Below are 13,547 nucleotides of genomic sequence, written 5' to 3'. Positions count from 1 at the left end.
GGCAGCCACCGAACACTACTTCTGCGGAGAATGTGACCCGTGGGACCGGAACGCTTCCGCATCGCCGCCGTGCTCGGCACCCGCCAGGGCAGCGGGTATCTCTTGACACCCCGTCTCGTCCTCACCGCCGGACACGTGGTGCAGAACCGCTACCTGGCGAACGTCGCGGCGCTCGGCGGTGTCGGAGAGGTCGAATGCCGCGTGGTGTGGTCGCGGCACGACCGCGAGTGCGATGCCGCGCTGCTGCTGGCCAAGCGAGACCTGATCCCTGCCGAACTCGCCGAGCAGCTGAAGCCGGTGCGCTGGGGCGTGCCCTCCGGACTCGCGCCGATGGAATCCTGCCAGGCCATCGGCTTCCCGCGGATGCAGCGCGACGGCGAGGACGGACTCGACACGGAGCAGATCGTCGGCACGTTCAAGCCTGGTTCGCGCATGGTCCGCTCGCGATACGTACTCGACAGTCCGTACACGCCGCCTCTCGCGCGGACGGAAGGGCCCTCGCCGTGGGCGGGCATGTCCGGTGCGGCCCTGTTCGCGCAGGGAACGATCATCGGTGTGGTGGTGACCGACCCCGTCAACTGGCAGCACGGTCGCCTTGAAGCCGTACGCAGCCGCGTCCTCTTCGGTGACCCGGAGTTCGTGGAGCGGCTGGTGAAACACACCGGTCATCAGCCGACCGTGGACGAACTCACGGATCCGGAGCACAACCCGCACGCCGAGTTCGAGCGCCGGTATGCGGCGTACGTAGCCGAGTTCTACAACGAACTCAGGATTTTCGGACTCGACTTCAGCCGCCAGGAACACGCGCAGTGGCCCCTGGACACGGCGTATCTGAGCCTGGAGCTGGCGCCCCATCACAGGCGAAGGCCGGGATCGGAGGACACGGTCGGCGAGCCGGGTGACCGGTTCCACGATCCGGTCGGCGGCGGCCGACAGCGCGTCGAGACGGCGTTCGCACGCCGGACCCGCATCCTCCTGCGCGGCCACGCCGGTTCCGGCAAGACGACCTTGGTGCAGTGGTTGGCTGTGACCGCAGCCCGGCGGGAGTTTCCCCTGGCGCTCGGGCACCTTCAGGGCTGCCTGCCGTTCGTCCTGCCCCTGCGCACCCTCACCCGTCGCGACGCGTTGCCGGAACCACAGGACTTCCTCTCCGCCGTCGGCAATCCGCTGCACTCCCTTCAGCCCGAAGGCTGGGCCGACCAGGTCCTTCAGTCCGGGCGCGCCCTCCTGCTCATCGACGGCGTGGACGAGATCCAGGAGGGTGACCGACAGCGGACCCGGGACTGGCTCAAACAACTGATCACTCTTTACCCCGACTGCGTCTTCCTGGTGACGACCCGGCCCTCGGCCGTGGACGACGGCTGGCTGAGCAGCCAGCAGTTCACCGAGCTGAACCTGCTGCCGATGAACCGTCAGGACGTCACCGCGTTCATGCATCGCTGGCACCAGGCGGCCGCCCGGACCGTCGAGCGCTCAGATGATCGGGCCCAGCTGGCGGAGTACGAGCAGGTACTGGCCGATGCCCTGCCCCGTAAGAACGACTTGGGTCGCCTTGCGACCAACCCCCTGATGTGCGCGATGATCTGCGCGCTGAACCGTGACCGCAACTCCTACCTGCCGCAGAACCGACTGGAGCTCTACGAGGCCGCGCTGAGCATGTTGCTGGTCCGTCGCGACGTGCAGCGGAGAGTCGCCACGCATCTGCAGATCAACGAGAGCGCACAACTGTGGCTGCTGCAGCAGCTCGCCTACTGGATGATCCGCAACGGCCATGCCGAGGCCGACCGCTCCAACGTGCTGCGGGTCGTCGCCGATGCCCTGCGCTCGATGCCTCAGGTCGCCGCGCCCGAGCAGGCCGCAGACGTTCTGGACCACCTGCTGCTGCGCAGTGGAATCCTGCGCGCGCCGTCCCCCGACACCGTCGAGTTCATCCACCGCACTTTCCAGGACTACCTCGGGTCCAAGGCCGCCGTGGAGGGCCAGGACCTCAACCTGGTGGCCGCCCACGCCCACGAGCCGCAGTGGGAAGACGTGGTGCGGATGGCGGTCGGGCACGCCCGCGCGGACGAACGCGCAACACTACTGCGCCGCCTGCTGGAACTCGGCGACATGGCCGCCTCCCCGCAGCGCGAGCGGCTGCACCTGCTTGCCGCAGCGTGCCTGGAGCACGCGACGGCTCTCGCCCCTGACGTTCGCGCCGAGGTCGAGAGGCGTGCGGCAGCCCTGGTTCCGCCCGAGAGCCCGGCGGACGCCGAGCTGCTCGCTCAGGCCGGAACGGTGGCACTGGACCTGCTCCCCTCGCCCGAGGGGCTCACGGCGGGGCAGGCCGGCGCGGTCGTCCGTACCGCCCGGCTGCTGGGCGGGGAGCACGCCTATCAGGTGCTGCACTCCTTCAGGGTGCATCCGGACCAGAACGTCCGACAGGAACTCGCGGACGCCTGGGACGGCTTCGACGCCCGGGCATACGCAGAGGGCATCCTCGTCCACACACCGCTCGCAGGAGTACGCCTCACCGTAAGCAGTTCGGCGCAGCTCTCCGCACTCTCCACGATGGGTTCGGTCCCCGCGCTCGCTTGCGTGGGCGACTTCCCGGCAGAGGCACTCTCGCCCGTGCTCCGCCGCGCCCGCCCGGACGACTTCACCCTCGATGCCAACGACGTGCTGCGCGACCTGGAGTTCCTGGCGGTGGAACTGCCGGAACTATCCGCGTTGTGCCTCTCCGACTGCGGCGGCCTCACGGACTACTCGGCGCTGCGTCGCCTCCGTATGAACACCGTCATACTCCGGAACGTGCCCGGCGGCCCTGACCTGTCCCCGTTGCAGGAGGTGGAGACACTCCACGATGCAACTTTTCGATGGGATCGGGGCGGGGCGGCACGCCGCCTCGCACTGGCAGACGTCCCCTTTCCGACAGATCTCCGACGCCTCCGGCTCCTCGGCAACCTGGTCGTCGCCGACCTCCATGCCATCCGTCGCTGGCCGCACCTCACCTCGCTCGCCCTGCCCGGCGCACCGGTGCCGGCCGAAGAGCTGGCCGCCCTCAGCCGGCTCCCCTCGCTGAAAGACGTGGACCTCGCCATCGAAGACCTTTGCCCATCGGACCTCTCACGGGCGGTCCGTCTGCCCGGCGTCACCAGCGCGCAGGTCACCGCCTATGCGACCGGAGACCTCTGCACCGCAGATCTCCTTCCCCGGATGCTTCCTTCGCTTCAGGAACTGCGCCTGCACGTACAGTTCACGCACGCGGGCCGCAGGTCGGCGACCGTGGACCTCTCCGCGCTCGCCGGCGTTGCCGACGTCTCGGTCACCCTGAGCTGGGCATCCTCAGGCGATCTGCGGGTCACCGGAGCCGAGTGCCTGCCGCCTGGTTCGGTACGCCGAATGCTGAGGCACCACCCCACGGCCGATGCACCGAAGTCACCGTCTCCCTGGTGGCGCCGCCTCAGCGGCCGGTGACGAAGACGGGACGGGGCGGCATGCCCTACCGTCGATCATCAGTCGACGACAGGAGGGTCAGTGCCGGACTTCCAGGACATCGAACTCGCCACCGCGGTGAGGGCGATCAGGGACGGGCTGATGCAGGCGGCAGCGGCCGGGGCCGGGGAAGCGGTGCGCTTCGACGTCGGCCCGATTCAGATGGAGTTCACGGTCGAACTCCGTCGCGAGGCCGGGGTCAAGGGCGGCGTCAGGGCATGGGTGGTCAACGCCGACGCCGATGCGAAGGCCTCCCAGAGCCGTACCCATCGAATCGCCTTCACCCTCACCCCCAAGGACGCCGCCGGGGGCAGCCTGGAGGTCGGCAACGACACACACGGGGACACCAGCCGCTTCGACTCCGTGGAGTGATCGCCCTCTTGCGCGGTGGGACCGCCCTTACGCCCGCCAACCGGGAGCTGGGCCCAAAGCCCTGAACGAACGTCCCTGATGGGTGGCTCAGGCGACTCGCTGGTCGCAGTCCCGGGCGCGGGCCGCACGCTGCTGCCTGAGTGTCGCGCAGACCACGTGCGGGCCTCGACGTGTGCCCTGAGCGATGGGTTCCCGCATCAGGGGGCCCGCCCGGTTCGGGACGCCAGCCCCCGAAGTTCACGGACGTACTCTCCGCAGATATACACTCAGAGTATATCTGCGGTGTAGGGTCCCTCTCATGAGTGTTCCTCTCACCCTGTTGGGACTGCTGGAGCGGGAGCCGAGCCACGGCTACGACCTCAAGCGTGACTACGACGCGTTTTTCGGCCGAGGCAAGCCGCTGCCCTACGGGCAGGTCTATACGACACTTGGCCGGTTGGCGCGGGACGGAAAGGTCATTGCCGGCGAGGCGGAGCCCGGGGACGGCCCCGAGCGCAAGCGCTACGTGATCACCGAGGCCGGGGCGACGGAGTTCGAGGCCTGGCTCACCGAGCCGGTGGCCCCCGAGCCCAATCTGCAGACCGTGCTGTTCACCAAGGTGGTGCTGGCCCTGATGCTCGGCCGCGACGCCCAGCAGTACCTCGACACTCAGCGGGCCGCCCACCTGCAGCGGATGCACGAGCTGACCCAGCTGCGCCGCACCGGCACGCTCGTCGACGCCCTGCTCGCCGACCACGGCCTGTTCCATCTGGAGGCCGACCTGCACTGGATCGAGCTGACCGCGGCCCGGATGGATGCGCTCGCCGAGGCGGTGCGCGCATGACCGCCCTCATCGAGGCCCGCGACCTCACCCTCTCCTTCGGCGAGACCTCCGCCCTGCGCGGCGCCGGCCTGGCCATCGAGGCCGGCGAGGTGCTCGCCGTGATGGGTCCGAGCGGCTCGGGCAAGTCCACCCTGCTGCACTGTCTGGCCGGCATCCTCACCCCCGACTCGGGCGAGGTGCACTTCGACGGACGCCGCATCGACACCATGAACGAGGCGGACCGTAGCGCACTGCGCCGCGACACCTTCGGCTTCGTCTTCCAGTTCGGCCAGCTCGTCCCCGAGTTGAGCGCCGAGGAGAACGTCGCCCTGCCGCTGCTGTTCTCCGGCGTGCGCCGGGCGACCGCGCTCGCCGAGGCCCGGCCCTGGTTCGCCCGGCTTGGCCTGGACGGCCTGGAGCGGCGCCGCTCCGGGGAGTTGTCGGGTGGCCAGGCGCAGCGGGTGGCGCTGGCCCGCGGCCTGGTGACCCGGCCCAAGGTGCTGTTCGCAGACGAGCCGACCGGGGCGCTGGACTCGCTGACCGGCGAGCAGGTGATGGAGCTGATGGTGGACGCGGCCCACGAGGAGGGCACCACCGTCGTCCTGGTGACTCACGAGCCCCGGGTCGCCGCGTACGCCGACCGGAAGGCAATGGTCCGGGACGGTAAGGCCAGCCTGCTCACGACCGGACGGATCGCCTCATGATCGCCTTTGCCCTCCGCATGGCGGTCAGCGGCGGCCGGGCGGCGATCGCCCGCCTGGTCATGATCGCCGCCGCGGTGGCCATCGGGGTCGGGCTGCTGCTGTCGACTTTCGCCAGCATGAACGCCGTCGAACGGACGAACCAGCGCCAGGTCTGGCTCGACACCGGCGCCGAGAGCCGTACAGCGTCGGCGGACCCGCTGTGGTGGCGGCCGCACGGCGACTACTACGACGGCAAATCTCTCACCGAGGTCGATGTCGCCGCGACCGGCCCGACCTCTCCCGTCCCGCCCGGCCTGACGCACCTGCCGGCCCCCGGCGAGTACTACGCCTCTCCTGCACTGGCCGAACTGATCCGCGACACCCCGGCCGACCAACTGGGCGACCGCTTCCCGGGCCGGCTCGCCGGCACGACCGGCGACGCCGCTCTGGCTTCCCCGGACTCGCTGATCGCCGTCATCGGCCGTACCCCGGCGCAGATCAAGGGTGAACCAGGGGCGAGAGAGGTCACCACCATCGCCAGTACCCGGCCGCTCTCCTGCGACAACCAGTGCTGGGACAACGCCGTGCGCGGTGACGCCATGACGCTTATCTCCTCCGTGGTGGCCGGCGCGCTGATCTTCCCGGTGCTGATCTTCATCGGCACCGCGACGCGTCTGTCCGCCGCCACCCGCGAGCAGCGCTACGCGGCGATGCGGCTGGTCGGCGCCACTCCCCGGCAGGTGGCGGTGATCTCGGCGGTGGAGTCGACGCTGGCGGCGGCCGCCGGGACAGCGGTCGGTTTCGGGCTCTACGCCGCGCTGCGCCCGCTGGTCGCCACCATCCCGTTCACCGGGCAGCAGCGGTTCTTCCTCTCGGATCTGACACTCAGCGCACCCCAGGTCCTCGGCGTCGCCGTCGGCGTGCCGGTGGCGGCGGCGATCGCGGCGCGGCTGGCGCTGCGCCGGGTCACCATCTCCCCGCTCGGCGTGAGCCGCCGAGTGACCCCGCGCCCGCCGCGCGCCTGGCGGCTGATCCCACTCTCGGCGGGCCTGGCCGAGCTGGCGTACTTCATCAACCGCCGCCCTACGACCGGGAACGGCCAGGCGGCGGCCTACCTGCCCGGCTTCCTGGTGGCGATGCTGGGCCTGTTGATCGCCGGGCCGTGGCTGACCATGACCGCCGCCCGGGCGGTGGCCCGGCGCACCCGACGACCGGCCACGCTGATCGCGGTGCGCCGGCTCGCCGACGACCCGAAGGCCGGTTTCCGCGCGGTCAGCGGCCTCGTCCTGGCCCTGTTCGTGACCACCGCCACGATCAGCATCATCGGCACCATCAACCACCACCGCGGCACGCTCGGCGGCGACCAGCAGACCCGGACGGTGGTGGAGGACGGCGACCCCGGCGGGGCGCCGCTGGCCGGGACCACCCCGACACGGCTGCTCACCGAGATCCGGGCGATTCCGGGCGTCCGCGGCCTGGCCGCCGTGCACGCCAACCCCGGCGGCGTCGGCAAGGTCCCGGTCCCGGGCGATCACCCCCCGTTGGTACCCGCGCTGGTTTCCTGCTCCGATCTCGCGCAGATCCCGATGGTCGGCCGCTGCCCCGCCGGGGCGAGCGTCGCGGCTGTCGACTTCTTCACCTTCGGCAGCCTGGTCTCGCAGCCGGGCCGCCAGTGGCCTGCCGCCGAGATCAGCCCGGCCGCCGTCGCAAGGCTGCCCGTGCAACTGGTCTACGTGGCCACCGACGGGTCGACGGCGGCCAGGGAGCGTGTGCGGACCCTGCTCACCATTGCCTATCCGCAGGAGCAGGCCCGCACGGTCGGCGACTGGGACACCACCCTGCAGCAGGAGCTGGCCGGTTGGCGGCAGTTGGCCAACGTGGTGCTGTTGACCACGCTGCCGATCGCGGGCTGCAGTCTGGCGGTGAGCGTCGTCGCGGGCCTGTCGGACCGCAGGCGCCCGTTCGCGATCCTGCGGCTCACCGGCGCGCCGCTGCGGCTGCTGCAGCGCGTGGTCGGCCTGGAGAGCGCCCTGCCGCTGCTGGCGGTCTCCGCGATCGCGATCGGCACCGCCTTCGCCGCGTCGGCGATGTTCCTGACCTCGCAGATGCACTACGACCTGATCTCGCCGGACGCGGCGTACTACGCGCTGGTCGCGGTCGGACTGGCCACCGCGCTCGGGATCATCGCCTCCACCCTCCCCCTGCTCAGACGCATCACCGGCCCCGAAGCCGCCCGCAACGGCTGACGCGCCTCCCGCTACGGCCCCGGATGCTGCGGCGTCCAGGGCCGTAGCAGAACTCTCAGCGCACCGAAGCTCCCTCTTCTCCGGAGGCGGCTGTCGTCCCTGATCCACAGTCAGGAGCCCCTGATGATCGACAACCGTTCGAACCATCTGTCCGGCCGACGCCGGGAACCCCGGCCCGGTCAAGCCCGTTCGCTCCGGTGAACATCCTCGAAGAGATCTTCCGTCCCAGCGCCCGCCACCAGCACGAGGAGCGACGCCGTCTGGAGTGGATGCGCGACGACGAGGGCGAGGGCGATCCCTACCGCGGGCCGATCGACCTCGACAGCGGCATAGTCCACATGCGTTCTCGACCTCCGGCTGTACGTGGAGACAGACGCTGGAAGCATTCGGACCATCGTGGTCAACGGTTTACCGGCGCTTCGCCGAGTGGAGCCAGGCTCGGGTGTGGGCCAAGCTGCATCGCCTGATCCTGGACGAGCTCGGCTCGCAAGGGAAACTGGACTGGTCGCGGTGCGCGATCGACTCGGTGAACATGCGGGCTCTCAAAGGGGGGAACTGACGGGTCCGAATCCTGTGGATCGCGGTAAAAATGGCTCGAAGATCCACTTGCTGACTGATAGGTCCGATTTGCCTCTCTCGATCGGGATCTCCGCGGCAAACACTCACGACAGCCTGGGACTTGAACCGCTGGTGCGGGGCATACCGCCAATCCGCTCCCGTCGTGGCCCCCGACGGGGCCGTCCCGCCAAGCTCCATGCCGACAAGGGATACGACTACGACCACCTGCGTCAATGGCTCCGCAGCCGCCGTATCACGCCTCGGATAGCCCGCAAGGGCGTCGACTCCTCTGCCAGGCTCGGCCGACACCGCTGGACCGTCGAACGGACGGTGAGCTGGCTTGGCGGCGTCCGCAGACTCCACCGCCGCTACGAACGCAAGGCCGATCACTTCCTGGCCTTCGCGGGCATCGCAGCAATCCGTATCTGCTACGGCCGTCTGACCAGGGAGCGCACTGCTCGCTAGCATCGCCCCTCATGATCGCAGTGGTCGTCACCATCGGGCTGGCGTTCGTCGGCTATGTCGTCACCTACCTCAACGGCTTGCGTTTGTCGCAGCGTCAGGAACGTCTTGCTCGCGTGAATCGCCAGCTCAGCGACTTCTATGGGCCCCTGTTCGCCCTCACGGAAGCCAACAGCCGCACGTTCAGCGCGTTCGTGGAACGTCACGCTCGCCCTGGCGGAAAGTCGCCGTTCGCTCATGAGCCCCCGCCCACTCCTGAAGAGCTCACCGAGTGGCGGCTGTGGGTCACTACCGTCTTTCTTCCGAACATCCAGGCCATGCGCGACCTGGTCATCAAACACGCGGACCTGTTGAGCGAACCAGAGATGCCGCCGCTTCTGCTCCACCTGTGTGCGCATGTGTCTGGCTATGAGATCACAGCCGCCCGATGGGCGCAGGGACTCCACGACCAGCACCTCTCGGTGGTGTCGTTCCCCAGCGAGGAGCTCGCGGCCTACGCGCGCCAGGGCTTCTCCTCGCTGAAGTACGAGCAGGCCCGCCTGTTGGGGCAACGGCAGCGGACCTGACCAATTACAACGAAGTCTAAGGTCTCCGAGCGGGCACGGGCGAAGCTGAACCGGATAGCCGCCCGAAAGACCCGCCCCGCCAAACCGCAGCCCGCTCCCGGGTGGGGCCGCGCCAGGACGGGCCAGCGCACGGGCCTTCCTCGCCGACGGCGCCGACCTCATCGACTCCCGCCTCGAGTGACGTACGACAGGCGCCACCCGTGCAGACGGCTTAGCCTGGAAACCACCGTGGTGGAGCTGATCTGGAAAAGCACTCGACAGCGGCAGGGCCGCTGCCCGTACCTCAAGGGAGGCGAGGCATGCCAGGTCAGGTTAGGGTTCTGCGCTCTGTCATTGCTGTCGCCGTCACCGTCGTGCTCGCGTCGGCCGCGTCTTGGCAGCCGACGCCAACGACAATCCTGCTGGATGACCTGTCCCAGCACCCTTCGGCCCGACCGAGCGTCTTTGAGGTGACCTCGCACGTCGCGCTTACTGATCTGCGCTGGAACACCTGGGGCGGGCAGACAGTGACCGCTACCGGCACTGTGGACATCAACACCTGCCAGCCGACCTGCGCATCCGGCCGCCACCGCCTGCTCCACCACACCCACTTGCAGGTACGCGGCGTCCGGATCGACGTAGGGCAACGCTTCTACCAGCAGTACCGCATCACCGGCCCGGCCCTCACTGCCACCGACCGCGCTGCCTTCTCACACTGGACCAACGCCTACGTTCCCAGCGACTTCCGCTGACCGACAGCCGACGGGCAAATGCAGTTATCCCGCCAGAGCCATTCCGCCCACGTCGGCCCGGTCATGTTCCGGGCCACTACCGAGCGATCTACATCATCGGAAGGTCCGCGCCACCGCACCAGTTATAGGGGCGGGAAGCCAGCGGTCCCAGCCCGGTCGACCGCGCACGGCCGGGCAGCAAGCACCACGTCCTCACCGATGGCCAGGGCATCCCGCTCGCGGTGTCGCCGACCGGCGGCAACCGCAACGACGTCACCCAGCTGATACCGCTGCTGGACAAGGTCCCAGCGGTGGCCGGTGTCGTCGGCCGGCCCAGGCACCGGCCCGACATGCTGTTCGCGGACCGCGGCTACGACCACGACAAGTACCGGAGACTGCTCAGGCAGCGGGGCATCCGCCCCGTGATCGTTCGAACGAGGCCAGCCACGGGTGGGACGCGGCGACGAACGCTCCAGGACCTGGCCGAGGACGTCGAGAAGGCGGGGAGTGATCCGTGCACGGTGAGCTCAGGGACGTGATCCTGGCAGGGGTCGCGCACAACAACTCGAACCATGAGCCGGGCTGGGGTCCCCTCTTTGTGGCGCTCGTCGTGATCGCCGGATGCGCGATCGTCATTGCCGGTGGGGTCGTGTCCGTCGGCATGCGGCGCCTCGAAGGCCGTAGGAAGTGGGGTGATCGCGTGGTCGGGCCGCTGGTCCTCACGATCGGCCTTGCCATCGCCGCCCTTGGGGTCTGGCTGCTGTGACCGTGTGACGTCGGGCGACCTGGGCCCCCGGACCGTTCCCCTGCTGCGGTTGCACCCGAGGTGGCGCTACGGTCAGCACATCGATGCGGCCATTGGCGCTCGTTCGGGCGCGGCATGGCTGCGTGCCGTTCTTGGGCCGGGTGTCCGTGGCCTGCGACGCGGGTGCTGGAGCATATGGAGCAGACGATGCCCGACGAGCGGCGGCCGGGGCTTCTGGCTGGCTGTAGCCGAAGCTCGCCACTCAGTGCGGCAGGGATGCTATGCCTTCAGTTCGGCCCAGACGGCTTTGCCGGTGTTGGTCCACCGCACCCCCCAGCGTGTGGTGAGCTTGTGGACCACGTGCAGGCCGCGCCCGCCGTCGCCAAGTAGCTCACCGCGGCGCAGTCGGGGCCGGCCATTGCCGGCGTCGCCAACCTCGCACGACAGACGGCCCCTGGCCCTCACCAGCCGCACCGTGACAGGCCCGGTCCCGAACCGGACGGCGTTGGTCACCAGTTCACTGATCACCAACAGCGCACTGTCCCGGGCCTGGTCGCTCATGTCCCATCGCCGCAGGAGTGAGTGGGCCAGGGCGCGGGTTCGGGCAGCTGTGTCATCGCGGGCGGGCAGCTGCCAGGTCGCGGTGTCCCGGCCGCGGCGGCCGGCCATACGCGCCAGAAGCAGGGTGACGTCGTCCCGCAGGTGCCCCTGCGGGGCCAGCGCGGCGACCACGCGACGCGCGGCCAGCTGCAGATCGTCCCAGGGATGCACCTCGCGCACCACGTCCGTCAGCCGACGGATGCCGTCGTCGATCGAGGCCGCTGGATCCTCCACCAGGCCGTCGGTGTAGAGGGTGAGGAGCGAGCCGGGCGGCGCGGCGAACTCCTGCACGTCGAACGGCTCCCGCACAGCGAACTCGGCTCCCAGGCCCGGGTGAGGTTGCGCCGTGATGGTCTTGGCGGATCCGTCGGGCTGGACGAGGACCGGGGGCAGGTGGCCGGCATTGGACATCACCATCCGGTTGTCGACCGGATCATAGACGGCGATGCAGCACGTTGAGCCCAGCGCGCTGTAGCCGGCCGCCAGGCCCGCGTCCGTGTCGTCCAGGAGCGTGACCGTCTCGTCCAGACGCTCCAGCACCTCCCCGGGCCCCAGCCCCGCCGACAGCAGCGCGCGGGCCTCCATGCTCAGCTGGCCCATGGCCGCCGCGGCCCCCAGCCCATGCCCGACGACGTCACCGACGACCAGCGCGGTACGGTCACACGGTAGGGGAAAGCTGTTCACCCAGTCACCGCCGACGCCCGCACTGTCGGGGTTGGTGGGCTGGTAGACGCTTGCGACCTCGATGGTGTCGCTGCCGGCCCGCGGCAGCAGCCGGCGCTGCAGCGCCAGGACCTGGGCGTGCTCACGCTGATGCTGGCGGGCCAGATCCACATGACGGGCGGTTTTGGCCACGAGTTCTTGCAAGTCGAGCAGCTCACTGTCGCGGAAGAGGCGATCCGGCCGCCGCCAGACCTCCGTCACGCCCAGCACGATGGGCCCTGGTGTGCCTTCTGGTCCTTCCACAACCAGCGGTATGCAGGCGACACTCACCGGCCGGTCGCCGGGCACCAAGGCGCGCACCAGCTTCGGATCGTTGAGTACCCGCTCGATCGCTTCGCGGTCGGGAATGACGATGGCCTGCGGCACATCGTCGCGCCTGACCGCACCGGCCAGGAGACGACTTGCTTCGCGGGGAAGGTTGTCCCCGGGAGTCAGGTACCCCTCAGGCCAGGCGCGGTCCGGCACCACGGCCGCGCGCCGCAGCCGGATGCGCTCCTGCGCCTGCTCGGTGACGGCCTCTCCCGTCCACACGGCGTAGTCGAGGTCGACGGCGGCCACGTCCCCCCACGCCAGCAGGGACTGGGCCAGGGACTGCGCGGTCTCGCCGATGTCCAATGAGGTCCCGATCGCGGCCGCGGAAGCGTACAGGTGCAGCCGCTTGGCCATGGCGATCAGGGAGACTGTCAGACCTTCCTGCGGTGATGCGGCCGGCAGGATGCTCATCGAGACCACCAGCTCTGTCCCGTCCTCCCGTCGCAGGCGCTGGACCCGGGCGACGTGCGCCTCCCGCGTCTCGAGAACCTTCTGCAACCGCTGCGTGACCGTCGGTACGTCCCCGGGCGGCAGCAGATCGGAGAAAGGGGCCCCCGGCGCGACACTCACCCCCTCGAAGGGAACAGCGTCCAGATTGCAACTGGTGATTCTCAAATCCCGGTCGAGATTGACGGCCCCGAGGATCTGTTCCTGACCTCCGCTCTCCTTGCTGGCACCTGCGGGCCGACGGGCACCGTGGTCGTCCGGTGAAGCGGCAGGACCTGTGGCCGCCGTTGTACCGGCCCTGGGGATGTAATTCGCCAGGGCGCCGCTGACCATGTCGAACGGCGAACCACAGGAAGAGGGGGGTGTGGGGTCCATGCAGCTCACCCAGCTCGCTGACTCCGGCACATGCCGGAAAGCATTCCCGAGTCCATGCGATCAAGCCCCGAGACCCTTCACCGCACACCTCCTGAATAACACAAATACCCAGCTCACCGAAGAGGTAAAAGCGGGTAAACCCCCGCCTCCTTCGCGTGCGTGTTTCGCTGGCCAGCGCCGGGTCGACATCGGGCGCGGCGAACCCTGGGTTGTGGGCGGATACGACAACCCTCATGACGAATCCCGCGATCTCTTCCAACTGCCGGGCGCTGTCGAGTCCACCGATCACGGCCGTCCGCCCGCCAAGGTCCCCGATCAGTGCCGTGGCAAGATTCAGGGCGCCTCGCCCGCCACCGCAGATCGCCACGACAGGCGCTGCCTAGTGCTGTGGCCGGAAAGGTTTGCCGGAAAGCTCGCGGCGTCCGGTGCTGGGGGCACCTCCCACGCCCTTCAGGCAGTGGGGGAGCATCGC

Annotated in this window: 12 protein-coding genes and 1 pseudogene; 12 read left to right on the top strand and 1 reads right to left on the bottom strand. The window is 69.4% G+C overall.

Annotated features, from left to right (window positions below; translation table 11 throughout):
• Window positions 1-39: 39 nt before the first annotated feature.
• The 11 genes and pseudogenes from ACZ7L1_RS31165 (at window position 40) to ACZ7L1_RS31115 (ending at window position 10,639) form a co-directional block, all read left to right on the top strand.
• Window positions 40-3,456 carry an NACHT domain-containing protein gene (locus tag ACZ7L1_RS31165; RefSeq protein WP_471441854.1) on the top strand — a complete coding sequence of 1,139 codons (3,417 nt, stop codon included), beginning with the start codon at window positions 40-42 and terminating at the stop codon, window positions 3,454-3,456.
• Window positions 3,457-3,516: 60 nt separating this feature from the next.
• Entirely contained in the window at window positions 3,517-3,846 is a 330-nt protein-coding gene (locus tag ACZ7L1_RS31160) for a trypco2 family protein (RefSeq protein WP_471441852.1), read from the top strand.
• A gap of 298 nt (window positions 3,847-4,144) precedes the next feature.
• Window positions 4,145-4,669: a PadR family transcriptional regulator gene (locus ACZ7L1_RS31155; RefSeq protein WP_471441850.1), complete on the top strand. Its 525-nt coding sequence runs from the start codon at window positions 4,145-4,147 to the stop codon at window positions 4,667-4,669.
• Window positions 4,666-5,352, top strand: a complete 687-nt coding sequence (locus ACZ7L1_RS31150) for an ABC transporter ATP-binding protein (protein WP_471441848.1) — start codon at window positions 4,666-4,668, stop codon at window positions 5,350-5,352. The genes ACZ7L1_RS31155 and ACZ7L1_RS31150 overlap by 4 nt, the downstream gene beginning before the upstream one ends.
• Window positions 5,349-7,577, top strand: coding sequence for an FtsX-like permease family protein (locus tag ACZ7L1_RS31145; RefSeq protein ID WP_471441846.1), 2,229 nt, complete (start codon window positions 5,349-5,351; stop codon window positions 7,575-7,577). The genes ACZ7L1_RS31150 and ACZ7L1_RS31145 overlap by 4 nt, the downstream gene beginning before the upstream one ends.
• 376 nt (window positions 7,578-7,953) lie before the next feature.
• Entirely contained in the window at window positions 7,954-8,136 is a 183-nt protein-coding gene (locus tag ACZ7L1_RS31140; RefSeq protein ID WP_471441948.1) for a hypothetical protein, read from the top strand.
• The gene (locus tag ACZ7L1_RS31135; protein ID WP_471441844.1) at window positions 8,088-8,600 is read left to right on the top strand and encodes an IS5 family transposase; all 513 of its coding nucleotides are present in this window, start codon (window positions 8,088-8,090) and stop codon (window positions 8,598-8,600) included. Before ACZ7L1_RS31140 ends, ACZ7L1_RS31135 begins: the two co-directional genes overlap by 49 nt.
• 11 nt (window positions 8,601-8,611) lie before the next feature.
• A complete protein-coding gene (locus ACZ7L1_RS31130) occupies window positions 8,612-9,163 on the top strand; it encodes a hypothetical protein (protein WP_471441842.1) in 552 nt (183 codons plus the stop codon).
• 299 nt (window positions 9,164-9,462) lie between these two features.
• Complete coding sequence (locus tag ACZ7L1_RS31125) at window positions 9,463-9,894, top strand: hypothetical protein (protein ID WP_471441840.1); 432 nt, start codon at window positions 9,463-9,465, stop codon at window positions 9,892-9,894.
• Window positions 9,895-10,037: 143 nt separating this feature from the next.
• Window positions 10,038-10,325: pseudogene (locus ACZ7L1_RS31120) on the top strand (transposase); the annotation flags it as partial.
• Window positions 10,326-10,387: 62 nt separating this feature from the next.
• Window positions 10,388-10,639 (top strand): hypothetical protein, encoded by a 252-nt coding sequence (locus ACZ7L1_RS31115; RefSeq protein ID WP_471441838.1) that lies wholly within the window; start codon window positions 10,388-10,390, stop codon window positions 10,637-10,639.
• A gap of 258 nt (window positions 10,640-10,897) precedes the next feature.
• Here the strand turns inward: ACZ7L1_RS31115 and ACZ7L1_RS31110 are convergent, their stop codons facing one another.
• Complete coding sequence (locus ACZ7L1_RS31110) at window positions 10,898-13,075, bottom strand: SpoIIE family protein phosphatase (protein WP_471441836.1); 2,178 nt, start codon at window positions 13,073-13,075, stop codon at window positions 10,898-10,900.
• Here ACZ7L1_RS31110 and ACZ7L1_RS31105 point away from each other — a divergent pair.
• Window positions 13,074-13,547 (top strand): hypothetical protein (locus ACZ7L1_RS31105; protein WP_471441834.1); only part of this gene is annotated, 474 nt, incomplete at its 3' end. The genes ACZ7L1_RS31110 and ACZ7L1_RS31105 overlap by 2 nt on opposite strands.

It is taken from the genome of Streptomyces sp. NPDC107546 (assembly GCF_055639175.1).
Note: the sequence above shows the minus strand (reverse complement) of the source record. Positions and strands in the feature narration are given on the sequence as shown.